25 protein-coding genes are annotated in these 26166 nt (G+C 64.9%); 9 read left to right on the top strand and 16 right to left on the bottom strand.

Translation table 11 applies throughout. The annotated features are described in order from the left end of the window. Positions 1-12: 12 nt before the first annotated feature. Positions 13-1626, bottom strand: a complete 1614-nt coding sequence (locus tag LB553_RS15780) for an extracellular solute-binding protein (RefSeq protein WP_224514637.1) — start codon at positions 1624-1626, stop codon at positions 13-15. 352 nt (positions 1627-1978) lie between these two features. Between LB553_RS15780 and LB553_RS15785 the strand changes: the two genes are divergently transcribed. Next, positions 1979-3007 (top strand): LacI family DNA-binding transcriptional regulator, encoded by a 1029-nt coding sequence (locus LB553_RS15785; protein WP_224514639.1) that lies wholly within the window; start codon positions 1979-1981, stop codon positions 3005-3007. On the opposite strand, the gene LB553_RS15790 is transcribed toward LB553_RS15785, so the two are convergent. The 8 genes from LB553_RS15790 to LB553_RS15825 all read right to left on the bottom strand — a co-directional run bounded on the left by LB553_RS15790 (position 2956) and on the right by LB553_RS15825 (position 10526). Further along, positions 2956-4089, bottom strand: coding sequence for an ABC transporter ATP-binding protein (locus LB553_RS15790; RefSeq protein ID WP_224514640.1), 1134 nt, complete (start codon positions 4087-4089; stop codon positions 2956-2958). The two genes, LB553_RS15785 and LB553_RS15790, sit on opposite strands and share 52 nt — an antisense overlap. Beyond that, positions 4089-4877: an ABC transporter permease gene (locus LB553_RS15795; RefSeq protein WP_224514641.1), complete on the bottom strand. Its 789-nt coding sequence runs from the start codon at positions 4875-4877 to the stop codon at positions 4089-4091. The genes LB553_RS15790 and LB553_RS15795 overlap by 1 nt, the downstream gene beginning before the upstream one ends. Further along, complete coding sequence (locus tag LB553_RS15800; RefSeq protein ID WP_224514642.1) at positions 4877-5746, bottom strand: ABC transporter permease; 870 nt, start codon at positions 5744-5746, stop codon at positions 4877-4879. Before LB553_RS15800 ends, LB553_RS15795 begins: the two co-directional genes overlap by 1 nt. 26 nt (positions 5747-5772) lie before the next feature. After that, positions 5773-6837 carry an ABC transporter substrate-binding protein gene (locus LB553_RS15805; protein ID WP_224514643.1) on the bottom strand — a complete coding sequence of 355 codons (1065 nt, stop codon included), beginning with the start codon at positions 6835-6837 and terminating at the stop codon, positions 5773-5775. 39 nt (positions 6838-6876) lie between these two features. After that, complete coding sequence (locus LB553_RS15810; RefSeq protein WP_224514644.1) at positions 6877-7851, bottom strand: PfkB family carbohydrate kinase; 975 nt, start codon at positions 7849-7851, stop codon at positions 6877-6879. Beyond that, positions 7851-8879, bottom strand: coding sequence for an ADP-ribosylglycohydrolase family protein (locus LB553_RS15815; RefSeq protein ID WP_224514645.1), 1029 nt, complete (start codon positions 8877-8879; stop codon positions 7851-7853). Before LB553_RS15815 ends, LB553_RS15810 begins: the two co-directional genes overlap by 1 nt. Positions 8880-8881: 2 nt before the next feature. Beyond that, positions 8882-9607: a GntR family transcriptional regulator gene (locus LB553_RS15820; RefSeq protein ID WP_224514646.1), complete on the bottom strand. Its 726-nt coding sequence runs from the start codon at positions 9605-9607 to the stop codon at positions 8882-8884. Between the two features lie 148 nt (positions 9608-9755). Then, positions 9756-10526 (bottom strand): IclR family transcriptional regulator C-terminal domain-containing protein, encoded by a 771-nt coding sequence (locus LB553_RS15825; protein ID WP_224514647.1) that lies wholly within the window; start codon positions 10524-10526, stop codon positions 9756-9758. A gap of 101 nt (positions 10527-10627) precedes the next feature. Here LB553_RS15825 and LB553_RS15830 point away from each other — a divergent pair, with 101 nt between their 5' ends. From LB553_RS15830 to pcaF, 3 genes are read left to right on the top strand one after another with little or no spacing between them, the layout of a single operon-like run. Continuing rightward, positions 10628-11485, top strand: a complete 858-nt coding sequence (locus tag LB553_RS15830; protein ID WP_224514649.1) for a CoA transferase subunit A — start codon at positions 10628-10630, stop codon at positions 11483-11485. Beyond that, the gene (locus LB553_RS15835) at positions 11482-12288 is read left to right on the top strand and encodes a CoA-transferase subunit beta (protein WP_224514650.1); all 807 of its coding nucleotides are present in this window, start codon (positions 11482-11484) and stop codon (positions 12286-12288) included. Before LB553_RS15830 ends, LB553_RS15835 begins: the two co-directional genes overlap by 4 nt. Beyond that, on the top strand, positions 12285-13490 hold the full coding sequence (gene pcaF / locus LB553_RS15840) for a 3-oxoadipyl-CoA thiolase (RefSeq protein ID WP_224514652.1): 1206 nt from the start codon (positions 12285-12287) through the stop codon (positions 13488-13490). The genes LB553_RS15835 and pcaF overlap by 4 nt, the downstream gene beginning before the upstream one ends. A gap of 30 nt (positions 13491-13520) precedes the next feature. On the opposite strand, the gene pcaD is transcribed toward pcaF, so the two are convergent. The 6 genes from pcaD to LB553_RS15870 all read right to left on the bottom strand — a co-directional run bounded on the left by pcaD (position 13521) and on the right by LB553_RS15870 (position 19234). Further along, a complete protein-coding gene (gene pcaD, locus LB553_RS15845; protein ID WP_224514658.1) occupies positions 13521-14324 on the bottom strand; it encodes a 3-oxoadipate enol-lactonase in 804 nt (267 codons plus the stop codon). Positions 14325-14417: 93 nt separating this feature from the next. Next, complete coding sequence (locus LB553_RS15850) at positions 14418-15272, bottom strand: sugar phosphate isomerase/epimerase family protein (protein ID WP_224514659.1); 855 nt, start codon at positions 15270-15272, stop codon at positions 14418-14420. A gap of 1 nt (position 15273) precedes the next feature. Next, positions 15274-16050 (bottom strand): ATP-binding cassette domain-containing protein, encoded by a 777-nt coding sequence (locus LB553_RS15855; RefSeq protein ID WP_224514661.1) that lies wholly within the window; start codon positions 16048-16050, stop codon positions 15274-15276. Beyond that, positions 16047-17039 (bottom strand): ABC transporter permease, encoded by a 993-nt coding sequence (locus LB553_RS15860; RefSeq protein ID WP_224514663.1) that lies wholly within the window; start codon positions 17037-17039, stop codon positions 16047-16049. The genes LB553_RS15855 and LB553_RS15860 overlap by 4 nt, the downstream gene beginning before the upstream one ends. 67 nt (positions 17040-17106) lie before the next feature. Continuing rightward, positions 17107-18096, bottom strand: coding sequence for a substrate-binding domain-containing protein (locus tag LB553_RS15865; RefSeq protein ID WP_224514665.1), 990 nt, complete (start codon positions 18094-18096; stop codon positions 17107-17109). A 61-nt stretch (positions 18097-18157) separates the two neighbouring features. Beyond that, the gene (locus LB553_RS15870) at positions 18158-19234 is read right to left on the bottom strand and encodes a LacI family DNA-binding transcriptional regulator (RefSeq protein ID WP_224514667.1); all 1077 of its coding nucleotides are present in this window, start codon (positions 19232-19234) and stop codon (positions 18158-18160) included. A 146-nt stretch (positions 19235-19380) separates the two neighbouring features. On the opposite strand from LB553_RS15870, the gene LB553_RS15875 reads away from it, so the two are divergent. Then, positions 19381-20412: a hydroxyacid dehydrogenase gene (locus LB553_RS15875; RefSeq protein ID WP_224514669.1), complete on the top strand. Its 1032-nt coding sequence runs from the start codon at positions 19381-19383 to the stop codon at positions 20410-20412. Positions 20413-20428: 16 nt separating this feature from the next. On the opposite strand, the gene LB553_RS15880 is transcribed toward LB553_RS15875, so the two are convergent. Beyond that, positions 20429-21103 carry a GntR family transcriptional regulator gene (locus LB553_RS15880; protein WP_224514671.1) on the bottom strand — a complete coding sequence of 225 codons (675 nt, stop codon included), beginning with the start codon at positions 21101-21103 and terminating at the stop codon, positions 20429-20431. Between the two features lie 140 nt (positions 21104-21243). Here LB553_RS15880 and LB553_RS15885 point away from each other — a divergent pair, with 140 nt between their 5' ends. The 4 genes from LB553_RS15885 to LB553_RS15900 are packed head-to-tail and all read left to right on the top strand — an operon-like array spanning position 21244 to position 26147. Beyond that, on the top strand, positions 21244-21831 hold the full coding sequence (locus LB553_RS15885; protein WP_224514674.1) for an amino acid synthesis family protein: 588 nt from the start codon (positions 21244-21246) through the stop codon (positions 21829-21831). After that, positions 21824-23617, top strand: a complete 1794-nt coding sequence (locus LB553_RS15890; RefSeq protein WP_224514677.1) for an alpha/beta fold hydrolase — start codon at positions 21824-21826, stop codon at positions 23615-23617. Before LB553_RS15885 ends, LB553_RS15890 begins: the two co-directional genes overlap by 8 nt. Positions 23618-23622: 5 nt before the next feature. Further along, the gene (locus LB553_RS15895; RefSeq protein WP_224514680.1) at positions 23623-24675 is read left to right on the top strand and encodes an LLM class flavin-dependent oxidoreductase; all 1053 of its coding nucleotides are present in this window, start codon (positions 23623-23625) and stop codon (positions 24673-24675) included. After that, on the top strand, positions 24672-26147 hold the full coding sequence (locus tag LB553_RS15900; RefSeq protein ID WP_224514682.1) for an aldehyde dehydrogenase: 1476 nt from the start codon (positions 24672-24674) through the stop codon (positions 26145-26147). The genes LB553_RS15895 and LB553_RS15900 overlap by 4 nt, the downstream gene beginning before the upstream one ends. Positions 26148-26166: the final 19 nt, after the last annotated feature.

Consider the following 26166-nt stretch of genomic DNA (forward strand, 5'->3'; position numbering starts at 1 on the left):
CAGGGAGGCGGATCAGCTGATCGGATCGAGAACTGTGGGCCAGGCCTCCTTGTTGGTCTTGATGGCTTCGAGGAGTTTGTCCTCGCCGATGCGCCGCGCGATCTTCTTCCATTCGCGTTCGGTGTCGGCCATCGCCTGCTCCGGCGTCTTGGCCTTGGTCAGCGAGGCCACGAGGTTCTCGTCGAGCGCGTTGTGGAAGGCCGTGGCGCCTGGATAGTTGATGGTCGGCACCGTGCGCGCCACCGTCTCGCGCACCACGTCCATGTGGTAGGCGTGATAGGTCTGGCGGACCAGCGGATCGGAGAAGTCCGAGAGCCGGAACGGATCGAGATAACCGCCGGGATTGGCACTCATCCAGGCATAGATGCGGGCAGAACCCAGCCACTGCAGCAACAGGTAGGCGGCCTCCGGATTCTTCGACTGCGACGAGACCATGCCGGTCAGCGAGAACCAGAGCACCGAGCGGCTGATCAGCTTGCCGTCGATCTCACGGCCCGGCGGCAGCATGGAGCCGATCTTGCCGGTGACGGCGGAATCCTTGTTGCCGGAATTGTCGAGGAATTTCGGCAGGTTGGAGAAGGCACAGGTCATCGCTGCCCCGCCCTTGGCGAAGTTGCTATACTGCTCCGGCCAGCCCCACGAGATCGCGTCGGGCGAATGATGCGCCAGCGACTCCACATATTCCTTGGTGGCGGCAATGCCTTGCTCGGAATTGATCAGCGGCTTGCCGTCGTCGCCGAACAGGAACTGGTTGGGCGACGCCATCGACACATAGCGCTGGTACCAGTTGGTGTAGCCCCAGCCCTGGTTGCGCAGGTCGGTGGAGCCGAACAGGCCCTTGTCCGGCCGCTGGAAGAAGGCCGCGACGTCGCTGTGCTGCTTCCAGGTCTTCGGCGGAGCGAGGTCGTAGCCGTATTTGTCCTTGAAGGCCTTCTGCTCAGCGGCATCGCCGAACAGATCCGTGCGGTAGACCCAGGTCTGGAAGTCGCCGTCCAGCGACACGCCATAGGTCGAGCCGCGATACTGGTTGAGCAGCGACACGCCCTTGGCGCCGTTGACGTAGCCCTGTTTGGGGTCGTCCCACTCCGGCCTGTGCTTGGCAACGAAGTCGTCGAGCTTGGCGATGCCGCCGGTTTCGGCGAGATCGCCAAGGCGGTTCCATTCGGTCGAATAGATGTCGTAGGCCCCACCCTTGGTGGAGATGTCCTGCATCGTCTTGGTGAATTCCTGGCCGTTCGGCAGGCCGACGATCTCGATCGCGATGCCGGTTTCCTTTTCCCACAGATCCTTGATCGACGGCGCGCCGGCCGGGAAAGGCTTGGTCAACTGGCCGATCGAGCCGTCCGACAGGCCGAGCACGATCTTTGCCGGCGCCTTGCCGGCCGCCTTCAGCGCCTTGGCTGCCTCGATGGCGCGTCCTTCCGGCGTGTCGGGACCGTACTGATAGCGTTCGGCGCCATCGAAGCCGGTCGGCCCGCCGATCATGCCGGGCGCCAGCGCGTCCGCCGCGAAGGCGCGGCCGGGACGAATGAACTGCGGTGCAATACCAGTCGCGGCGACGAACACCGCCGCCTTTCCTCCGGACGCCAACAAGCGGCGCCGCGACATGCGGATTAGTTGAGACATCGAATTCCTCCCTCGGGGCCTGTTCCTCCATGGCCCGCGTGAGGGATATTGACGACAGTGCGTGAAGCCTGTCAACATCATAAATACTCAAAATACGTCATAAGATCGCAAATGAGGGAAAGAATGCAGTCCGCCGAACCCATCACGTCGCACCCATTGCTTGGATTTGAGGGGCTTTCGCCTCGATCCGACCGGATTGGCCGGACCTTCGCCGCGTTATGTACCCAGCTGGCTTGCGCGCAAGCCAAGGGCGGTTACATCATTTCACATCAGAATCGCGGTCGCTGCTGAAGCGTTTTCCCGAACTGAGTGGAACCTGTGTGATTTTGATGCTTGCGATGAGGTGCTCGACGTGCGGTCAACCCTGACAGACATAGCCCGGGAAGCCGGTGTTTCTCCGGCCACGGTCGACCGCGTGCTCAACAACCGGCCAGGCGTGCGCGCCCGCACGCGCGAGATCGTCATCGAGATGGCGCAGCGCCTGGGCTACATCGCCGAAACGCCGAACGGCGCGCCGCAGAGAGCCGTGCCGGGGCAGACGATAAGGCTCGACTTCGCGCTGCCGGCCGGCACCAACTCCTTCATCAAGCTGCTGCACCGGCACATCGAGGCGCAGGCATTGGCGCGGCCCGATCTCGACGTGCGCGTGACGACCATCGAAGGCTTCAACCCCGACCGGCTCGCCCGCCTGCTGCAGGACTTGCACGGCCAGACGCAAGGCGTCGGCGTCATCGCGCTCGACCACCCGACGGTGCGCGAGGCGATCCGTTCGCTGTCGGCGAGCGACATCAAGGTCGTGACCATCGCCTCCGACATCCTGCACGTGCCGAGGGTCGCCTATATCGGCATCGACAACCGCGCCGCCGGGCGGCTGGCCGGCTATCTGCTCAACCGCTTCATGGGCGCCGGACGTCCGGGCAAGGTTGCGCTGTTCGCAGGCTCGCTCGCCTATCGCGGCCATGAGGAACGCGAGATGGGTTTTCGCCATATCCTCGCCGAAGAATCTCCCAACCTCGAAATCGTCGAGATGCGTGAAATGCTCGACGATCGCGAAAAGGCCTATTCCGAGGCCTCCGCTTTGCTCGAGCGCCACCCCGACCTCGCCGCGATCTACAATGTCGGCGCCGGCAACACCGGCATCGCCCGCGCGCTGAAGGAGCGCGGACGCGCGAGGAAGATCCTCTTCCTCGGCCATGAGGTGACGGACGGCACGAAGGAGCTTTTGCTCGACGGCACGCTCGACGCGGTGATCGATCAGAACCCGCGCGTCGAGGCCCGGGAGGCGCTCAACATCCTGTCGCATTCGGTCAGGGGATTGCCCTACGAGCTTCACCAGCCGCGGCTGCAGGTGATTTTCCGCGAGAGCATCCCGGAGATTTGACCGCGGGGCTCGCCAAGCTCAGCGGCGATAAGCACCGTGCTGTCCGGCGACCAGTTGAGCACGACGGGCTGGCCTTCGGCCAGGCGCTCGGCGCCGGTGTTCTGGACGATCACCTTCAGCGTCTGGCCGTCGCGGTCGACGAAATAGGTGCTGTTGTTGCCGGCGAAGATGCGTTTCGAGATCTGCCCAGTAAGCGTGTTGGCAGTGGCTTGATCGGGCTTTGCCGCGCCGGGCGAAATCCGGATGCGCTCGGGGCGAACCGCGCAGCTCGCCTTGGCGCCGGCCGGCACCGATGCGCCTGTGGAAGCCGCGATCGTCGTGCCGTCCGGCAGCTTGATCCCGGAGCCGGTCGCGTCGCCGCGAAAGATATTGGCGTCGCCGAGGAAGGTCGCTGCGAACTCGCTTTGCGGCCGATCGTAGATCTCTTCCGGCGATCCTTCCTGCACCAGCCTGCCGTCGCGCAATATGCCGATGCGGTCGCTCATCGTCAGCGCCTCTTCCTGGTCGTGGGTGACGAAGATGGTCGTGATGCCGATCTCGCGCTGGATGCGCTTCAGCTCGATCTGCATATCGACGCGCAACGCCTTGTCGAGCGCGCCGAGCGGCTCGTCGAGAAGCAGCACGCGCGGCTTGGTGACGATGGCCCGCGCCAGCGCCACGCGCTGGCGCTGGCCGCCGGAGAGCTGATGCGGCCTTCGCCCGCCGAGCTTGCCGAGTTGCACGAGGTCGAGCGCGCGCTGCACTTCCATAGCGATCGTCGCCTTCGGCTCGCCGCGCACCGAAAGGCCGAAGGCGACATTGTCGGCGACGCTCATATTGGGAAACAGCGCATAGTTCTGGAACACCATGCCGATGCGCCGCTTTTCGACCGGCACGCGCTCGACGCTCTCGCCGCCTATGGCGATGCTGCCGGCGTCGGGAAAATCGAAGCCGGCGATCTGGCGGAGCAGCGTAGTCTTGCCGCTGCCAGACGGTCCGAGCAGCGCATAGAAGCCGCCGTCGGCGAAGTCGATCGAGACATCGTCCAGCGCCCTGTGCGCGCCGAAGCTGCGCGAAACGTTCGCGACCTGGACGCCAGCCATTATTTCTCTCCGCCAAACTTGAAGAAGCGCGCCGTGAGCAGCATCAGCGCCATCGACACGACAATGATGATCGTCGAGACCGCGTTGATCTCGGGCGTAAAACCCTTGCGGATCGCGGCATAGATTTCGACCGGCAATGTCGTCTGTCCCGGCGTCGATAGGAAATACGAGACCACGAACTGGTCGAACGACACCGCGAAGGCGAACAGCCCGCCGGCGATCACCCCGGGCATGATCCACGGCAAAGTAACCCGCATGGTCACCTGCCACTGGTTGGCGCCGAGCGAGCGCGCCGCCTCCTCCAGCTCAGGCGCGAAGGTCTGCAGCCGCGCCGAGACGACGACGATCACATAAGGCAGCGCCAGCGCGACATGGCCGAGCAGGATTGCCACCAGCCCGCGGCCGATGCCGACGCCGAAGAAGAAGATCAGCATTGCCGTGCCGGTGATCAGCCACGGAATGGCGATCGGCGGGAAGAGCAGCGCCTGCAGCACTTTCTTGCCGCGGAAGTCGTAACGGTAAAGCGCCAGCGAGGCCATCGAACCCAGCACCGTCGAGATCAAAGTGGTGATGATCGCGATCTCGATGCTGTTCCAGGTCGCGGCGATCAGCTGATCGTTCTGCCAGAGCGAGGCGTACCAGTCCGTCGTCCACTCGAACGGCAATTGGTAGAAGGGCGAAGCGTTGAAAGACATCGCCGTCATGATGATGATCGGCAAGTAGAGGAAGCCGAGCAAAAGCACGATATAGAGGCGCCCGAGCCATTCGAGGATGCGCGTTGTCGCCATCACGCAGCCCTCCGCAGCACGGGCGCCGCCAGCGCCAGGATGATCAGCACGACCGCGAGCAGGATAAAGGAGAGTGCCGCGCCCAGTGGCCAATTGAAGACCGCGACGAACTGGTCCTCGATGACGGTACCGTAGAAAGTGCCGGTGCGGCCGCCGAGGATGCGCGGCTCCATGAACGAGCCGACGACCGGCACGAAGATCAGCGCCGCTCCCGCGATCAGGCCGGGCATAGACAGCGGGATGATCACCCGCCACAGCACCTGCCGACGCGACGCGCCAAGCGAGCGGCCCGCCTCGATCAGCGAGTCGTCGATGGCCTGCAGCGTGAGGTAACAGGTCAGCACCATGTAGGGCACATAGGAGTGCACCAGGCCGATGATGACGGCCGGATAGGAATACATGAGATCGATGTTGATCTTGAACGGCAGGACGGCGTTGAGCGCGGTGTCGAGGATGCCGCCTTCGCGCAGCACCATCGCCCAGGAGAAGATGCGCACCAGCCCGTTCGACCAGAAGGGCAAGATGACGAGCAGGAAGATCGCCTCGCGGCTGCGTCCTTTCAGCACCTTGGCCAGCACATAGGCCGCCGGGTAGCCGATGACGACGCACCAAAGCGTCACCTCGAGCCCGAGCCGCAGCGATGAAAGCAGCAGCGTCGAATAGAGGCTCTGCGAGAAGAAGGCAGCGTAGTTGCCGAGCGTGAACGACCATTCCTTCCCGGCCAGCGGCAAGTCGGTCATGAACGAGAAAAAGACCATGGCCGACAGCGGCAGGAAGATCGCGACCGTCAGCCACAGATAGGCGGGAAGGAGAAGCGGCAGGGCCGGCTTCAGTCCGCGGCGCGAACCGATCGCAAGCTGGTCAGCCATCTGCCTCTCCTCACCGAAAGACGTGATTACTTCACGTTGACCTTCAGCTCCTGCCACAGCGCCAGGTACTTCTCGCGCTGCGCATCGGTGATCGGCGCCTGGAACTGGATGCGCTTGGCGACATCCGGGCTGCCCATAACCTTGCGGTTGAAGGCGTCCTCGGGCAGCGCGTCGACAGCCTTGGTGTTGGCCGAAACCGGCGCGCCGACCTTGGTGACCCATTCAACATAGAATTTCGGGTCGATCATATAGTTGATGAAGGCCTCGGCGCCCGCGACATTCTTCGAGCCGACCGGGATCGAGAAGGCGTCGAGCCAGGCGACGGCGCCTTCCTGCGGGATGACCAGCGAGACCGGCAGCTTGAAATGCGTCTTGGCGCGGTCGGCCGAGCCGCTCCAATAGGTGCCGATGTCGATCTGGTTTGAGGCGACCATCTGGTTCCAGTCGTTCTCCGAGCTCCAGAAGGTCTTGATCTGCGGCATCAGCGAGGTGAGCTTCGCCTTGACCGCGTCCATATCCTTGATGTCGTTGATGTTCTGCCCCGTCGCGATTGCGCCGAACTGCACCGCCTCTACGGCGTCGTCGCGGATGATGACGCGGCCCTTATGCGCCGGGTGCCACATCTCGGCGATGCTCGTCGGCGGCTTGTCGAAGGACTTCTCGTTGATCGCCAAAGCCGTCAGGCCCCACACCCACGGCACGCCATAGACCTTGCCGTCATGGTTGAGCATCGGCGAGCTGGCTTTGTCCTTGGCGATGTCGGCATAGTTGGAAAGCTTCGAGACATCGATCGGCTGGATCAGCTTGCCGGCCATCGCCTGGTCGTTGAAGGCGGCGTTGATCATGACGACGTCGTAGAGGCCGGGATTGGTGCGGATCTTGGTCAGCATCTCCTGTTCGGAGTTGAAAAAGTCGTTGACCACCTTGAAGCCGGTCGCCTTCTCGAAATTTGCGACCGCCCACGGTTCATCGGCGCCATAGCCCTTCCAGTTGAGCACATGCACTTCCTCGGCGGCCTGTGCTCCAAGCGTAAATGCTGAGACGAAGACGGCGGTCGCCGTCAGGAAAGCGGTCAGTCTGGGCATGCGCATGTTCTTTTCCTCTCATTGTTTGCCCGATTGACGGGCTTGTTAAGTTGCAGTCGCTTCCGCCCGGCCGAGCGCGGTCGTCGCTTCGCCGCGCTCAGCCAGGAACTCCTGGATTTCCATGTCGGTCGGCGCCGATGACCCGCCATGGCGGGTGACCGAAAGCGCCGCGGCCGCATTGGCATAGCGTGCCGCCTCGCAAGCACCCATGCCGCGCGAAAGGCCGCTGACGAAGGCGCCGATATGCGTGTCGCCGGCCCCATTGGTGTCGACGGCTTCCACCTCGAAACCCGGCACCGCGCGGGTGCCGCCATCGGCCATGCGCACAAGGCAGCCATGCGCGCCGGCGCGGATGACGACGCCTTCGGCCCTGGGGCAATGCTCGGCAAGCAATCGGATCGCAACGGTCTGGGCATCGCCGGCGCCGGCAATCTCGGCGGCCTCATTGGTGTTGCAGCTCAGCCAGGTCGTACGCGCCAAAACCCTGTCCAGGATCGGCCGTGGAATATCCGCGATCACCGGTGTCGGATCGAAGACGAAAGGAATGCCGGCCGGCAGCGCCTCGATCCAATCGGCAAGCGCATCGCGGCTGCCACGATAGCTCAGCGTATAGCCGGAGGTGAAAACCCAATCGCCCGGAACCACTTGCACCGGCTTCATCATGTCCGGCGTGAGCCGGCTCTCGGCGCCCGGCCAGGAGACGAAAGTGCGTTCGGCGTCGCCGCTGATCATGGCGACGCAATTGCCGCTGTCCATCGAAGGCGATGGCGGCGTCAGCGTCTCGATGCCTTCGGCCGCGAAGGCGGCGCGCAGGAAGTCTCCATCCGGTCCGGTGCCGAGCTGGCCGCCGAACACCACCTTCATGCCGGTGCGGCTTGCCGCCACCATCATGTTGAAGCCGCCGCCGGCGACCCGCGCGTAAGCTGACGCGGTCTTTTCCGTGCCGGCCGCCGGTAGGGCATCGATGCGGTAGACATAGTCGACCACGGCGCTGCCGACATGAACGAGGCGCCCGCTCATCAGGCAACCTCCTTGCCTTGGCCGGCCTTGGAGCCGCGTGCGGCGACCAGGTCGCCAGCCAGCCCGCGAAGCTGCGCGATGTCGATCCCATGCAGTTGGGCGATGCGGTCCTGCGGCAGCCTCGACAGGCCAGCGCAGGCGCCGGCCATGCCGGCGGCAATCGCACCGATCGTGTCGGTATCGCCACCGAGATTGGCCGCGATGACGGCTGCCCGCCACGCATCGCCTTGCGCGATCTCCAGCACGGCGAAGGCCGCCGGCACCGATTCCTGGCTGGCGACGCCGGTGCCGACCAGATCGATGATCAGCTTGATGGCTTCCTTCTCCGCCTTGCCGCGGACAAGCTCCTGCGCCCAGATGATGCGCGCGGCGATGTTGCCGCCGGTGACCCAATGGCCGAGCGCAGCACCTAGCCTTGCAGCGGCGACCGCATGGTCGGAAGCGGCGCGCCAGTCCCCGCCCGAGACACCGAGACTGACAGCGGCTGCGACCGCCGCAGCCGATGCAATGGCGATCGACGTGTTGTGCGTGGCCCGGCAGGTTTCCGCCACCTTGGAAACCAGAACGTCGAGCGGCTCCGGCGGCATCATGATGCCGACCGGCGCGATGCGCATCGCAGCGCCATTGGTGTCGCCGCTGCGCCCGGCCTCCTCCGCCGGCACGCCGCTGTTGATGGCATCGATTGCGCGCTTGGTTGATGGTCCAAGCAGGTCGTAGCTGCCGCGCGCCTTGACCTCGCGCTCCCAGTCGAGCAGCGCGTTGACCCAGCGTGCATGATCGAAGCGCTCGCCGGATTCGACGAGGATGCGGCCAAGCAGCAGCGCCTGTTCGGTATCGTCGGTGATCGCGCCGGCGGGCAGCCCTTTCGACACCGGGTGATCGGCGGCAGGCGCGACGAAATCCTCGACGTGGCCGTAGAGCGCGGCGATGCGGGCCGGCGACAGAAGCTGCGTCGGCATGCCCAGCGCATCGCCCAGCGCCCCGCCGATCAGCGCGCCCATAGCCCGGTCCATTGCGTCGGCCACCATGCTCAGAACTCCAGGTGCAGCGCGAAATGCGCCGGGTTGAGCAGGCTGGTGACGAATTCGATGGCACGCCCGTCGGCGGCGCGTGTCAGGCGGCGTGTGCGCAGGAACGGCGTGCCGGGCGAACAGGCGAGGATCGCCGCGTCAACGGCGCTCAGCATCTCGATGTCGACCCATTCCTCGCCGTGATCGGGAACAAGCCCTGCCCCGCGCAGGGTCTGGTGCAGCGAGCCTTCGCGCAGGCCGCGCAGCGGTATGTCCTCCAATTCCGGCGACAACGGCAGCCGGCTGCGCTCGATCGAGATGGCATGGCCGTCATCGGCATTGGTGCGGGCGCGATCGACGGCGATGAAGGATGGACTCTCGACGCCGAGCCTGGCCGCCAGTTCGGCATCCTCGATGATCTCGAGCCGCAAAGTGCGGGTCTCGGCATTGGCGCCCGCATTGGCAAGCGCGCGCGACCAGCCGATCGCGTCGTCGACCGGCATGCCGTCAAAGGTGACGAAGGAGCCGATGCCGACCTTGGTGGTGATCAGCCCGCGGCTCGACAGTTCCTCGAGCCCCTTGCGGACCGTATTGCGGCTGACGGAAAAGCGCTGGACGAGTTCGTTTTCGCTCTGCAGGCGGTCGCCGAAGCCGAGCAGACCGGAGCGTATCTCATGCTCCAGAACCGTCGCGATCTGCTCGGGCTTGCCCGTGCCGGGAGTGATCTGCGTCGCGCGACGGGCCATATCGATACCTGTTCAGTGAACCTGTATAATCCTGTTCAATATCGGATTGGAATTCCCCCGTCAACGAACCTTGGTCACGATTCAAGAATGAGGGGTTGGGCGCGGAATGAGCCTGCGGCCTTGACCGGCAGAATCGGAGACGCGCCGCTCAAATGAAGAAGAACTCCTCGACGCGCTGCTTGGCCTGCCGCAGCGCCGGCAGGATGTCGCGCTCCATCGCCTCGACCGAGAAACGCGCGGATTGCGTCGAGACATTGATGGCGGCGACGGTGCGGCCGGCGCGATCGACGATCGGCACCGCGATCGAGCGCAGCCCGAGTTCCAGTTCCTCGTCGACGATGGCAAAGCCATCCGCTCTCGCCTTGTCGATGGCCTTGCCGAGCGCGGCGCGGCCGGTGATCGTCTTCGGCGTCCGCCGCTCGATCTTCGCTTGCGCCAGGAAGGTCTGCAACTCGTCCGCCGCCAGTCCGGACAGCAGCACCCGCCCCATCGACGTGCAATAGGCCGGCAGCCGCGTACCGACATCGAGCGCCACATTCAGGATGCGCCGTCCGGGGATGCGCGCGACATAGACGACGTCTTCGCCCGACAGCACGGCCGCGTTGCAGGCCTCGTCGAATTTCGCCGCCACCTCGCGCATGATCGGCGCCGCGGACGTCCAGAGCGATGCGCCGCCGAGCCAGGTCCGCGCGACCGTCAAAAGACGCGGCGACAGCGAAAACAGCCGGCCGGACCGGGTGGCATAGCCCGTGGCGACCAATGTCAGCAGAAAACGGCGCGCGCCCGCGCGGGTGAGATCCGCCTCCTCCGCCATCTCGGTCAGCGTCATGCCGGCCGGATGGCGCGCGAGGATTTCCATCACCGTAAGGCCGCGTTCCAACGAGCCGACATGGTCGCGCGAAATGGATTCCTCTTCCACGGGCGCCTCCAGGCCGGCGTTGACTCAATGCAAAGGCTGGAGCTAAAAATATCTCATGTAAAACATATGTTCGCAATACGAACTTTTCATGGAGCCCGGCGATGGTCAAGTTCCTGCCGCTGAAAGAAGCGGTCGCGGAAAACCTGCACGACGGCGATACGGTCGCCTTCGAGGGCTTCACCCATCTGATCCCCACCGCCGCAGCGCATGAGGCGATCCGCCAGGGCTTTCGCGACCTGACGCTGATCCGCATGACGCCCGACCTGATCTACGACCAGATGATCGGCATGGGCATGGCGAGGAAGGTGGTCTTCTCCTATGTGGGCAATCCGGGCGTCGGCCTGCTCAGGCGCGCCCGCGACGCCATCGAGAACGGCTTTCCGCGCGCCATCGAGGTCGAGGAGCACAGCCACGCAGGCATGGCCAATGCCTACGAGGCGGGCGCCGCCGGCCTGCCCTGCGCGGTGTTTCGCGGCTATCGCGGCGCCGGTCTTGCCGCGGTCAATCCCAACATCAAATCGGTCACCTGCCCGTTCACAGGCGAGGTGCTGGCGGCCGTTCCGGCGATAAGGCCCGACGTCACCTTCATCCACGCGCAGAAGGCGGACCGGAAGGGCAACGTGCTGGTCGAGGGCATCATCGGCATCCAGAAGGAAGCCGTTCTTGCCGCAAAGCGGGCAGTGGTTACGGTCGAGGAAGTGGTCGACAATTTCGCCGATCTGCACCCAAACCTCACCGTGCTGCCGAACTGGACGATCGCGGCGATTTCCGTCGTGCCGGGCGGCTCGCACCCCTCCTACACGCATGGCTATTACGAGCGCGACAACGCCGCCTATCTCGAATGGGACGAGATCGCCGCCGACCGCGACCGCTTCCAGGCGTGGATCCAGAAGAACGTCATCGAAAGCAGCGCGGACGACTTTGCCTGCCGCGTCGAGCATTTGAGGAAAGCCGCATGAGCGACGCGGACAATCTGGGCTTCACCCCGAACGAGATGATGACGATCGCCGCCAGCCGCGCGCTGGAAAGCGAGGATGTCTGCTTCGTCGGCATCGGCGCGCCATCGGCCGCCTGCAATGTCGCGCGGCTGACCCATGCGCCCGACATTACGCTGATCTATGAGAGCGGCACCATCGGCACCGCGCCCGACGTCTTGCCGCTGTCGATCGGCGACGGCGAATTGTGCGAGACGGCGGTCACCACCGTCTCCGTGCCGGAGATGTTCCGCTACTGGCTGCAGGGCGGCCGCATCTCGATCGGCTTCCTGGGCGCCGCCCAGCTCGACAAATTCGGCAACATCAACACCACCGTCATCGGCGACTATGCGCATCCCAAGACCCGCCTGCCCGGCGGCGGCGGCGCGCCGGAGATCGCCACCTCGTCGAGGCAGGTCTACATCACCATGGCCCAGTCGAAGCGCGGCATGGTCGAGAAGATCGACTTCTTCACCTCCTTCGGCCATGGCGGCGGCGGCGATCATCGCAAGCGGCTCGGCATCGATACCGCCGGGCCTACGCTTTTGATCACCGACCTCGCCATCTGGAAGCCGGACCCGGTGACGAAGGAGTTTACCGTGGTGTCGCTGCATCCCGGCGTCACGCGCGAGCAGGTGCAGGAGACTTGTGGCTGGTTGGTCAAGTTCACCGAGGCCCTTGACGAGACGCCGGCGCCGACGGAACTGGAGTTGAAGACATTGCGCGACCTGCAGGCCCGCACCAGGGCGGCGCATCAAGGACCGCCAACGGGAAAGCTGCATAAATGACTGACGCCTTCATCTGCGACTACATCCGCACGCCCATCGGTCGCTTCGGCGGTTCATTGTCCCCGGTGCGTGCCGACGATCTCGGCGCCATCCCGTTAAGAGCGCTCGTTGAGCGCAACAAGGGCGTCGACTGGGCGGCGGTCGATGACGTCGTCTATGGCTGCGCCAACCAGGCCGGCGAGGACAACCGCAACGTGGCGCGCATGGCGCTGCTGCTTGCCGGCCTTCCGCAGGACATCCCCGGTTCGACGGTCAACCGCCTGTGCGGCTCTGGCATGGATGCCGTCACCATCGCCGCGCGCGCCATCAAATCAGGCGAGGCCGAGCTGATGATCGCAGGCGGTGTGGAATCGATGAGCCGCGCGCCCTTCGTCATGCCGAAGGCCGACACCGCCTTCTCGCGCAATGCCGAGATCTACGACACCACCATCGGCTGGCGCTTCGTCAACCCGCTGATGAAGAAGCAGTACGGCGTCGATTCCATGCCGGAGACCGGCGAGAACGTCGCCGAGGATTTTTCCGTCAGCAGAGCCGACCAGGACACCTTCGCGGTCCGCAGCCAGGACAAGGCGGTCGCCGCGCAACAAAATGGCCGGCTTGCGAAGGAGATCACGCCGGTGACCATCCCGCAGAAGAAAGGCGATCCGGTCGTCGTCGCGAAGGACGAACACCCTCGCGCCGGCACGACCATCGAGGTGCTGGCCAAACTGCCGACGCCGTTCCGCCGGGGCGGCACCGTCACCGCCGGCAATGCTTCCGGCGTCAATGACGGCGCGGCCGCCATCATCATCGCGTCCGAAGCAGCGGCTAAGAAACATAGGCTGACGCCGATCGCCCGTATCCTCGGCGGTGCCGTCGCCGGTGTGGCGCCGCGCATCATGGGCATCGGCCCGGCGCCGGCCACGAAGAAACTTTGCGCCCGCCTTGGCCTGACGCCCCAACAGTTCGACGTCGTCGAATTGAACGAAGCCTTTGCCTCCCAGGGCATTGCGGTGCTCCGCCAGCTGGGCATCGCCGAGGACGCCGCGCACGTCAATCCGAATGGCGGCGCCATCGCTCTTGGTCATCCGCTCGGCATGTCCGGCGCGCGCATCACAGGCACGGCGGCGCTCGAGTTGCGCGAGCGCGGCGGCAAGCTCGCTTTGGCCACCATGTGCATCGGCGTCGGCCAGGGCATCGCCATCGCGCTGGAGCGGGTGTGACATCGATTGACGGCCGTTCGATAGTCGGAGTTAGCGCCCGCGGCCGGGAAGCGAGGCGATGAAATCGCGGATCAAAGTGACGAGCGCTTCCGGCTGCTCGATACAGGGAATGTGCCCGGCATTGCGGATCACCTCGAAGCGTGCGCCGGGGATCAGGTCGGCCAGCGATAGGACCAGCTCCGGCGGCGTCGAGCCGTCCTGGTCGCCGACGAGGCAGAGCGTCGGCACCGCAATGCGCCGGGCGCTCTCGGTGAAATCGGCGTCGCGGACCGCCATGCAGGTGCCGATATAACCCGCCAGGGCCTGCCTGGTAAGCATGTTGCGGCAGCCGGCAAGATCGGCCGCGCGCGTGGCATCGAAATGCGGCGTGAACCACCCCTTGAGCACGGCGTCGGCGATCGCCTCAATGCCGTCGCGCTCAACGGTTGCGATGCGGCTGTTCCAGCTCTCGGCGGTGCCGATCTTGTGCGCGGTGTCGCCCAGGATCAACGCATCGACGAGTTCGGGCCGCCGGGCACAGAGCCCTTGCGCGACCATCCCGCCAACCGACAGGCCGTAGAGCACCACCTTATCGAAACCGAAGTGATCTATAAGCGCGCTCAAATCATCGACGTGGTCGTCGATCGAGCGCACACCGCTTCCGATATTCGAAAGCCCGTGGCCGCGTTTGTCATAGACGAGCATCGGCATTTCGTCGGTAAGCCGCGCGATGACGTCGTCCCAGATGCGGAAGTCGGTGCCCAGCGAATTGATGAAGATGATCGGGCGCGAAGTGCCCTTCGCTTCTATGTAGCGGTGGTGCAGCGCGACGCCGCCGATGCTGACGAATGGCACGATTTTTGATCCTCCGAAGCCACATTGCACGAGGTATCTGGTTCGGCAAATAGCGCCGTCCAGGCTTCGGTCTCTTGGCTGCGCTACTCGATTCTATCCCAGCGTCAGTCCGGCCTTCTTCGCCTCCTCGCGCAGGAACGGCAGGCCGACCTCGATGACGTCGCGGGGATCTTCTGCCACCGGCCGCCACACGGCGAGACCGCCGGCGATGTCGACATCGACATGGTTCATGCTTTCAAGCGTGATCGCGCCCTCGTAGCCGATATCGGCGATCGCCTTCATGCAGGCCGCCCAGTTGAGCATGCCGCGCCCCGGCACGCCGCGATTGGCCTCCGACACATGCACATAACCGAGATAAGGCGCCGCCGCCTCGAAGCCGGAAGCAAAACTCTCCTCCTCGATATGCATGTGGTAGGTGTCGAGATGGATGAAGATGTTATCGGCGCCGACGCGCTCGATGATGCGCGCCGCGTCGATGCCGCGGTTGATCAGATGCGTCTCGTAGCGGTTGCAGGGCTCGATGCCGAGCTTGAGGCTGCGCGCCTTCGCCGCCTTCGCCGCCCGTTCGAGGAAGCGGCACATGCCGTCGATCTCCCTTTGCGTCGGCACCCGGCCGGTGGTCTTGCCGATCGTGCCATAGGTGACGCCGCCGAGCGCTTCCGCACCCACCTCGTTGCAGACCTTGAAGGCCGGCTGCAGGAAGTCGAGCGCCTCGTCCGGCCGCTCGACCACGTCGAGCGCGCGCGGCAGGCCGAGCGAGGGGATAAGCTGGACGCCGTAGTGATTGGCGAAGCCGCGCGTGCGCTTGGTATCGATCTCCTCGGGGCGAAGCAGCGGGATCTCCATCAGGCCGATGCCGAGCTCCTTCAGCCGGTCCATCTGCGGCTCTATGCGGGCAAGATCCCAGACAGGCGCGATGGCGAAAGTATGCAGTCCGAAGGTATTCATGTCAGCCTCGTTGCTCATGCGCCGCCGCTGCGGCCGTATCGCCGCCGCCGACGATGCGGCTGACGACTTCGTTCATGTTGGTGTTGGCGGTGACGAGATCGGCGTCCGCCCTGCCGTGGCGCAGCACGACGATGCGGTCGGTGACCGACAGCACGTCGTTCAGCCGGTGCGAGATCAGGATGACGGCGATGCCCTCCGACCTCAGCCGCCGGATGAGGTCGAGCACGCTCTGCACCTCGCGCACGGCCAGCGCCGCAGTCGGCTCGTCCATGATGACGAGCTTTGGATTGAAGGTGAGCGCACGCGCGATCGCCACCGTCTGCTGTTGGCCGCCGGAGAACGAACCGACCGATCGGTTTATTGACGGCAGATGCGCGCCCAGCCGCTCAATCATTTTCGCAGCCTGACGATCCATCTCGCTTTTGTCGACGAAGCCCGGGACTAGGCCGAGCAACTTTTTCGTCGGTTCACGTCCGAGGAAGATGTTCGAGGCCACGTCCTGCTGTTTGGCCAGCGACAGGTCCTGGTAGATCATCTCGATGCCGAGACGGCGGCGCTGGCCGGGATCCAGCGCCAGTATGTCCTTGCCATCGAATTCGATCGAGCCGGTGTCTGCGCGGTAGATGCCGGTGATGGTCTTCATCAGCGTCGACTTGCCGGCGCCATTGTCGCCGACCAGCCCGACCACCTCGCCGGCCGCGACCGAAAGATCGACACCATGCAAAACATCGACCGCGCCAAAACTCTTGCGGATGCCACGAAGCGAAAGCAGGGTCATACGCGCGACTCTTTCCGCACCTGGTACTGGTCGATGAAGACGGCGAGGATCAGCACCGCGCCGATCGCCATCTGCTGGTAATAGGATTGCACCGCAAGCAGCGTCAGCCCGTTCTGCAAGACGCCCATGATCAGCGCGCCGATCATCGTGCCGAGGATCGAGGCGCGGCCGCCGAACAGGTTGGTGCCGCCGATGATAGCCGCCGTGATCGCGGTAAGCTCGTAGTTGATGCCGGCGGTCGGATCGCCGGCATTGACGCGGGCGGTGAAGAGCAGGCCGGCGAGCCCGGCAAGCGCGCCGGACAGCGTGTAGATGATGCGGCGGTGATGCTCGACGCGGATGCCGGCCGCGCGGGCAGCCCCTTCACTGTCCCCCAGCGCCAGCGTGTGTCGGCCGAAGCGCGTATAGGCGAGCACCGCATGCGCGACGATTGCCGTCAGCACGAAGATGATGACCGGCATAGGGACACCGAAGGGCCGGCCCTGGCCGATATAGACGATCTCGGGCGGCAGTCCGTAGATTGCCCTGCCCTTCGAGATGACCAGCGCCAGCCCGCGCGCAAGACCCAGCATGCCGAGCGTGACGATGAAGGCCGGCACGAAGGCACGGGTGACCAACTGGCCGTTTATGTAGCCGGCGATCCCGCCGGCCAGAATGCAGGCGATTACTGCGAAGACCGATGGCCAGCCGAGATTGACCGCGACGAAAGCGCCCGCGACCCCGGCCAGCCCCATGACCGAGCCGAGCGACAGGTCGAGCCCGCCCGAGCCGATGACGAAGGTGGCGGCGATCGCCAGCACGCCGATCGTCGAGGTGGCCAAAAGGATGTTGAGGAAATTGCTGAGCGACAGGAAATACGGTGACAGCAGCGCCATCGCCGTGCTCAGCGCCAGAAGCACCACCAGCGACTCCAGCCTGATGTGGAGCCTTTCGACGGATGCGCGCTGCACCCGAGCCCAGAAGCCGGGCTGCGTCGTTTCGGAAGCCATCTTGCCTCGCTGTTCGCAAAAAAGTTGGCTGGCGCAGGGTAGACCCGCGCCAGCCTGTCCGGGAGGACTATTTCACATATTGCAGCATCGGCTCCTTGCCGGCGTCGAGCACGTCCTTGGTCAGCACCAAAGTCGGCACGGCGATGCTTTCCGGAACCTTCTCGCCGCCGAGCGCCTTCTTGACGTTCTCCACCGCCTGCTTGCCCACGAGATAGGGAAGCTGCGCGACAGAGGCGTTGAGGCGGCCCTCCTTGATCGACTTCACCGCATCGACATTGCCGTCGACGCCGATGATCGTCACCTGAGAACCCTTGCCCGCCGCATAGACCGATTCCACCGCGCCAAGCGCCATGCCGTCATTCGCGCAGAAGATGGCGACGAGATCGGGATGCGCGGTCAGCGTGTCGGTGGCGATCGAGGCGGCCTTGCCGCGATCCCAGTCGCCCGGCAGCGAGGCGACGATTTCAAGGCCGGGCGCCAGTTCCTTCAGCTTGTCGGCAAAGCCTTTGGCGCGCTTCTCGCCGGTGATGTTGCCGGAGAGGCCTTCGATCACCAGCACCGGACCTTTGGCGTCCTTGCCGAGCTTGTTGGCGAGATATTCCGCACCCTGCGCGCCGGCGGCGATGTTGTCGGAGCCGATATGGAAGGTGACCTTGACGCCTTCCTTGTCGAGCACCGCCTGGTCGAGATTGTTGTCGAGATCGACGATCTTGATGCCGGCCTCCTGCGCCGACTTCAGGCAAGGCAGAAGATTGGTCGAGTTGATGGCGGCAGTGATCATCGCCACCGGCTTGCGCTCGAGCATGGTGTTGCAAAGGTTGAGCTGCGGCTCGGCCGCTTGGTCGCTCTCGGCCGCCTGCTGGAAATATTTAACCCCGGCTTCCTTCGCGCCGTCCGCGACGCCTTGCGCCATCGCGCCCCAGAACGGGTTGGCCAGCGTCTTCATCAGCACGCCATATTCGCCGTCCTCGGCCTTGGCGACGCCGACGGCGGAGAACGCAAGCGCGACGCCTACGGCAAGTGTAAATCGATTTATCTTCAAGAAATGCGATATCATTCGATCCTCCATTCGATTCTTGGCGCCGGATGCCACGGCCAGGGCCGGCGCATGCTTCCGCTCACGACAATGGGGGCTGTTGTCGATCTCCTCCCCCGGAATGCGGGCCGTTGCCTGGCGAGCCAACGGATTCCCGCATCAACACCTGGCAGGGCTCGAGCCGCGCCGCGGGTGGTCCCGCATCACCCTCGACCCTGCGAAACAAAAGGTTCATCGCCTCGCTGGCGATCTGGCGCACCGGCTGCACCACGGCCGCGATCGCCGGCCATGTCACCTGCATCCATTCGGCGTCGTCGAAGCCGACCAGCGAGATATCGTTCGGGCAGTGCCAGCCGCGGCGGCGGAATTCGGACAGCGCGACAAGCGTGCCCTTCAAAAGCAGCGAATAGACGGCGGTCGGCCTCTCGCCTCTCCCGAAATAGTCGCGCAGCGAAGATCGCAGCGGCTCGACGCTGACTTCCGAGGTGATGACGTCGATGCGTGCCGACGGGTTGAGCGCCAGCGCCTGGCTGCGAAAACCTTCCAGGCGCGCCCGCACCGTCGCCGCCTGCTCGGCAAGGCCGATGACCAGAATATGGCTGTGCCCATTGCCGATCAGCATCCGCGCCACTTCGGCGCTGGCGGCGAAACTATCGGCCGAGACCGTGTCGAAAGCGTCGTCGGACAAGACACGGTCGATCAGCACGCCGGTCATGCCGTGGGCTTTCATGAAGGCAGCCGCCGGCCCGTGCTCATTGCGCACCGGCGCCAGCACCACGCCGGCAACGCGCCAGTCATGCATGCGGGCGAGGATCTCCTTCTCGCGCGCCTCCGATTCACGGCTCGATGCCGCGACGAGCGTATAGCCGCGCTGCTCGGCAAGGCCTTCCAGCTCGGTGACCATCGAACCGAAGAACTCGCTTTCGAATTCCGGCATGATGGCGCCGATGATGCGGCGCTTGGCCCTGCGCATGTCGGACGCCAATGGATCGACGCGGTAGCCCAGGCGTTCGACGGCATCGAAGACGCGCTGCGCGTTTTCAGGCTTCACCGTGATGACGCCGGCCAGCACCTTGGAGACGGTGGCCGCGGACACGCCGGCATGGCTTGCCACGTCATGGATCGACGGACGCCGCTGCCGGGCTTCCTGTTGCGCCATTGACTTCCTCCCGAAGGCAGGCAGCCGATCAGCCACCTCGCCATTCCAATCGATAAATCGATTTTTCGTTCTTGTAAATCGTTTCACCGGGAGTAAGACTGGAAAGAAGTGATTGACGCGACCCAATCGTGTCCCGGGAGGAAAACATGTCCGACAACACCTTGCCGCTGGTGATCAGCGCACCCGAACCGCGCACGCTCGACCTGATCTTCACGCCGCCGCAACTGGCACGCCTGCGCAGCCACTATCGCATTGTCGAGACCACGCCGGAAGACGTTTCCGCCCTACCCGCCGAAACTTTGGCCGAGGCGCGTTACATCATCGGCCAACCGCCGATTTCCTCCGACACGCTGGAAAAGCTGAAGGCGCTGCGCTGCATCTTCAACGTCGAGACCAACCTCCTCAACAACATGCCCTATGAGACGCTGTTCGCACGCGGCATCCATGTCGTTACCACCGGGCTGGTCTTTGCCGAACCGGTGGCGGAGCTTGGCCTCGCCATGGCGCTGAACCTAGCGCGCAACATTGTCGACGCTGACCTCGCTTTCCGGCAGGGCAAGGAACTGTGGGGCGGCGACGGCAACCAGACTGCGCGGCTTCTCTCCGGCGCCGATGTGGGCATCATCGGCTTCGGCGACCTCGGCCGCGCGCTCAACCGCCTGCTGACCGGTTTTCGCACACGCACCAAGGTCTATGATCCGTGGCTGCCGCCGTCGATCCTGGTCGACAATGGCGTCGAGCCGGCCTCGCTGGACGAGGTGCTGTCGCAAAGCGATTTCGTTTTTGTGGTCGCTTCCGTCACCAGCGAGAACCAGGGCTTTCTCGGCGCGGACTCCTTTGCCAAAATGCGCAAGGGCGCGGCCTTCATCCTGCTCAGCCGCGCCGGCGTCGTCGATTTCCCGGCATTGATGCAAGCGGTGAAGAGCCGCCACATCGTCGCCGCAAGCGACGTCTTCCCGGAGGAGCCGCTGGCCAAGGACCATCCCGTCCGCACCCTCCCCGGCTTCCTGCGTTCGGCGCATCGCGCCGGCGCGCTCGACATCGCCTTCAAGCGCATGGGTGACATGGTGCTGGAGGACATGGACCTCATCGACCGCGGCCTGCCGCCGCTGCGCTCCAAGCGCGCCGAACGCGAAACGGTGTCGCGCATGCGCTCCAAGCCGGTCGACAGGAATTAGTTTCGAACAGGGCTGCCTAAAGCGTCCCGAGCCGAAGCGCGTCGCGCGCGATTTGCCAGGCCGTCTCCACATGCCGCCGCGCCGCCGCCTCCGCCGCTTCCGGCTTGCGCGAACGGATCGCATCCATTATCGCGTGCATTTCGGCGATCGCCGGCTCGCGGCGGTTCTGCGACAGGATTGTCATCGAACGCAGCTGGTTGATGCGCACATTGAGACCGGTGACGATCTCCCAGGCTATGCGCTTGTCGGCGGCTTCGAAGAGCACCTCATAGAAGCTCGCCGTCGCCCGCATCACCTCGGCCGGCACGCCCGACGCCCACGCCTCGAGCAGCTTTGCCAGCGCCGCATCGAGCAGCGCGATCTGACCGTCGGTGGCCGATGTGGCGCAGGCCTTCGCCGCAATGCCCTCCAGCAGCGCGCGCAACTCGTAGATCTCGTCGGTCCGGCCAAGATCAGGCTTTGCCACGGCCGGCCCATGTCCAGGTATCATCTGCACCAGGCCTTCGGCCTCCAACTGCCGCAGCACCTCGCGCACGACCGAACGGCTGACCCCGAGCTGGTCGCATAGCGGCCGCTCGACCAGCCTTTCGCCGGGCTGGAAATGGAAATCCATGATTGCCTCGCGCATGCGCTCCAGCGCCAGTGTCCTCAACGTCTTGGCGGAGCGGTCTATGCGAAGCGTGTCAGCCATTTTTCCTGAATCCCTAGCCTGATCACAAAAACAGATTCCATGACGGATTGACAAGGCATGCGGCACCCCATAGCATGGTATACCATAAGATGATACACAAATCGATGCGGCCGCGAGCGGCTCCCATCCCGAGGACTTTCATGCAGCCGGCCATCCGCAAGATCGTCACCTATACCGAGAACACCCTGATCGAGGGCGGCAAGACGGCCCCGCGGCCGCTGCGCCTGATCGGCGTCGCCGCGGTGCTCACCAACCCGTGGGCAGGCCGCGGCTTCACCGAGGACCTCTCGCCCGAGATCCGCGCTTTCGCGCCGGTGCTCGGCGAAACGCTGACCAATGAGATCATCGGCGTGGCGGGTTCGGGCGAGGCCATCGAAGGCTACGGCAAGGCCGCCATTTGCGGCACATCCGGCGAGGTCGAGCATGCTTCGGCGCTGATCCACACGCTGCATTTCGGCAACCACTATCGCCGCGCTGTCGGCGCCAAGACCTATCTCGCCTTCACCAATCTGCGTGGCGGTCCGAACACGCCGATCATGATCCCGCTGATGGACAAGAACGACGAAGGCCGCCGCTCGCATTACCTGACGGTGCATTTCCAGATCGGCGACGCGCCGGCTCCGGACGAACTGGTCGTGGCGCTCGGCGCATCGATCGGCGGCCGCCCGCATCACCGGATCGGCGATCGGTACCAGGATCTGAGGGAGCTCGGAGATCTGCATGGCTGACGCCGCGACGATCCGCAGCAAGGCACCCGACGGCACCGGCTTCATCCGTGCCGGTTCAGGCAGACCGGTTCTGCTTATCCACGGCGTCGGCATGAATGCCGAGATCTGGCGGCCGCAGATCGCCGCGATGCAGGACCGCTTCGACGTGATCGCCATCGACATGCTCGGCCATGGTTCTTCGCCCCTCCCGCCGGCGAATGCCCAGCTGTCGGACTTCGCCGATCAGGCGATCCGCCTGCTTGATTATCTCGGCCTCGATCGCGTCGCCGTTGTCGGCCACTCGATGGGCGCGCTGGTGGCACAGGAACTCGCGCTCCGAGCGCCCGCTCGCATCAGCGCCATCGTCTGTCTCAACGCCGTCTTCCGTCGCCCGCCCGAGCTCGCGCAGGCGGTGCGCGAACGGGCGGCAGCGCTTGGCCGGCCCGGCGATCCGTCGGCCATCGCCGCCACGATCGCTCGTTGGTTCGGCAATCCGATTCCGCCGGCTCTTTCAAACGCGGCCGCGACGGCTCGTTCAGCACTCGAAAGCGTCAACGCCGAAGGGTATGCCCGCACCTACCGCCTCTTTGCCAGTGCCGACACCGCGCACACCGATCACCTGGCCGACCTTGCCGCACCCGCGCTGTTCATGACCGGCTCGGAGGATCGCAACTCGACCCCCGCCATGTCGGCGGCGATGGCGCGGCTCGCGCCGGCGGGGCGGTGCCTGGTGTTGAATGGCGAAAAGCACATGATGACAATCGCGTCGCCGCAAAAAGTGACTCAACGGATAATGGACTTTCTCGACGAGGCGTCGAGCGCTTCCGCAGGCGCGGACGCCGGTCCGGCATTCGATGCCATGGAGTTCCGGCGCGCGCTGGGCTCCTTCCTGACCGGCGTCACCATCGTCACCACGATCGACGAGGCTGGCGATCCGCGCGGCTTCACCGCCAACTCCTTCACCTCCGTCTCGCTCGACCCGCCGCTGGTGCTGGTCTGCCTTGCCAAGAAAGCGCTGGGACATCAGGCATTCTCCACTTCGAGAGGCTTTGCCATCAACGTCCTGTCGGAAGCCCAGAAATCCGCGTCCGGCATCTTCGCCTCAAAGGCCGCGGACAAATTCGCCTCCGTGGCTTGGCAACCCGGGCAGACCGGCAATCCGCTGATCGAGGGATCAGTTGCGGTGTTCGATTGCGGTATGGAGCAATTGGTCGATGCCGGCGACCATTCGATCCTCATCGGCCGCGTCCATGACTTCAGCCACAATGGCGCACAGCCTCTCGGCTACTGCCGGGGCGCCTATGTCACGCCGGGCCTGAGCCAGGAGGCGTTGGCAGCCGCCGCTCCGCCCGGGACCGAGGTCGGCGCGATCCTCGAGAACGAAGGCCGCGTGCTCTTCTTCGAGACCGCAGAGGGATCTTACCAATTGCCAGCCGGCCGCGGCCTCGGTGCCGCGAACGATGCCCGCAGCCTCAGGGGAAAACTTGCCGCCAAGGCGATCGATGCCGAGCTCGGCTTCCTCTACGCAGTGTGGGATGATGCGACGGACGCCGCACGCACGCACGTCTATTATCGCGGGACTGTGGACGCCCCCGTCTCCGGCGATGGCAAGATCCGCTTTGTCGAGATCGAGCGGATCGCGGAATTGAAGATCGCCGACCCGGCAGTGCGTTCGATGCTCGCCCGCTACGCGCGCGAGCGTGCCGAGGACATGTTCGGCGTCTATGTCGGCAACGAGGTCGAAGGCGAGGTCCGGCCGCTCGCAAGGCCGGCGCCGTCGACGCCAATCCATTCCGGCCAGCGGTGAGATCGATGAAATTTTCGCTTTTCGTCCATATGGAGCGCTCGGATCTCGCCAAGCCGCATTCCGAATTGCTGCTAGAATTGGAAGAACTGGTCCTGCTGGTGGAAGCGGCAGGCTTCGAGACCGCCTGGATCGGCGAGCATCACGGGATGGAATTTACCATCTCGCCGAACCCGTTCATCAACATCGCCTATCTCGCCGCAAAGACGAATACCATCCGTCTCGGCACTGGCACGATCATCGCGCCCTTCTGGCACCCGATCAAACTCGCCGGCGAAGCGGCGATGGCCGATGTCATCACCGGCGGCCGGCTGGATCTGGGCATCGCGCGCGGCGCCTACAGCTATGAGTATCAGCGCATCTTCCCGGGACTGGATGCGTGGGGCGCCGGCCAGCGCATGCGCGAGATGATACCGGCGATCCGCGGCCTTTGGGACGGCGACTACGAGCATTCCGGCGAGTTCTGGCAGTTCCCGCCGACCACCTCCTCCCCCAAGCCCTTGCAAAAACCCTACCCGCCGATCTGGGTGGCCGCGCGCGACCCGAATTCGCACGAGTTCGCGGTAGCCAACAAATGCCAGGTGCAGGTGACGCCGCTTGCCTCCGGAGATGGCGAGGTAGCGAGCTTGATGGAGCGCTTCAACGCCGCCTGCCAGGCCCATCCGGGCATCCCGCGACCGCAGATCATGCTCTTGATGCACACTTTCGTCGCCGAGAGTGCCGCCGACGCCGATGGCCTGACCCGGGACCTGTCGCAGTTCTACTGCCAATTCGGCGCCTGGTTCCTGAACAAGAAACCTGTTCACCAAGGCGTCCTGGAGCCGCTGACCGAGGAAGAGATCGCGGCGATGCCCCAATACGCGCCGGACAAGATCCGGCAAAACCTGGTCATCGGCGAGGCCGACGAGGTGATCGCCAGGCTGAAGATCTATGAGGCGCAAGGCTACGACCAGTATTCGATCTGGATCGACAGCGGCCTTTCGCACGAGCGCAAGAAGAAATCGCTGCAGCTGTTCATCGACAAGGTGATGCCGGCTTTCCAGGAGGCGGAGTCGCGATGAGCAGCACTGTCTTCAGGAACTACATAGACGGCCGGTTCGCCGAAGCCGCCTCCAGCTTCGAAAGCGTCGATCCGTCCACAGGCCTGCCCTGGGCGACGATGCCTGCCGCTTCGGTTGCCGATGTCGATCGCGCCGTGGAGGCAGCGCACCGGGCGCTGCGCTCCGGTCCATGGGCATCGATGACAGCGACGGCGCGTGGAAAACTGCTGGTGAGGCTCGGCGATCTGGTCGCCGCCAATGCCGGCCGTCTGGCCGAGCTGGAAACGCGCGACACCGGCAAGATCATCCGCGAGACGCGTGCCCAGATCGCCTATGTCGGCGATTATTACCGCTATTATGGCGGACTGGCCGACAAGCATGAAGGCGCCTTCGTCCCGATCGACAAGGCCGATATGGAAGTGACGGTTCGGCCCGAGCCGATCGGCGTCGTTGCCGCCGTCGTACCCTGGAACTCGCAGCTCTTCCTGTCGGCGGTCAAGCTCGGCCCGGCGCTGGCCGCCGGCTGCACCGTCGTTCTTAAGGCCTCCGAGGATGGGCCGGCGCCGCTGCTGGCTTTCGCCGAGCTCGTCCATGAGGCCGGCTTTCCGGCCGGCAGCGTGAATATTCTCACCGGCTTCGGCCATGATTGCGGGCACCGCCTGACCAGCCATCCGCTCGTCGCCCGCGTCGCCTTCACCGGCGGCCCTTCGACCGCCCGGCGGATCGTCGCCAACACCGCCGAGAACCTCGCTTACACCACGCTCGAGCTCGGTGGCAAAAGCCCGGTCGTCGTCTTCGCCGATGCCGATCTCGACAGCGCCGCCAATGCAGTAGTGGCCGGTATTTTCGCCGCCACGGGCCAGAGCTGCGTCGCGGGCTCGCGGCTTCTGGCCGAGCGTTCGGTCAAGGACGATTTCCTGGCGCGGCTGAGGCGCAAAGCCGAAGCCATCGTCATCGGCGACCCGCAGGATCCCGCCACCGAGATAGGCCCACTGGCGACCTCGCGCCAGCGCGAAAGGATCGAGGCGATCGTGGCGGAGAGCGTGGCGGCAGGCGGCCGACTGGTCACCGGCGGCGCACGGCCGAAGGGCAAGGCTGACGGATACTACTACGCGCCGACCATCATAGAGGCGCAGGATCAGGCTCTCGCCTGCGTGCGTGAAGAGCTGTTCGGTCCGGTGCTGAGCGTGCTTGCCTTCGACAGCGAGGCTGAAGCGCTGGCTTTGGCCAACGACACGCAATTCGGGCTCGCCTCCGGCGTCTTCACCTCGAATCTCGCCAAGGCGCATCGCATGGCCCGCGGCATCCGTGCCGGCGTCGTCTGGGTCAACACCTACCGCGCCGTCTCGCCGCTGGTCCCCTTCGGCGGCTACGGTCTTTCGGGTCTCGGTCGCGAAGGCGGCCTCGACGCCATCCGCGATTACACGCGCTCGAAATCGGTGTGGATCCGCACCTCGGACGACCCGATCCCCGATCCCTTCGTCATGCGCTGAGAAGGCATGGCGACGGTGG

Source organism: Mesorhizobium sp. CA8, assembly GCF_020164955.1.
Taxonomy (GTDB): Bacteria; Pseudomonadota; Alphaproteobacteria; order Rhizobiales; family Rhizobiaceae; genus Mesorhizobium.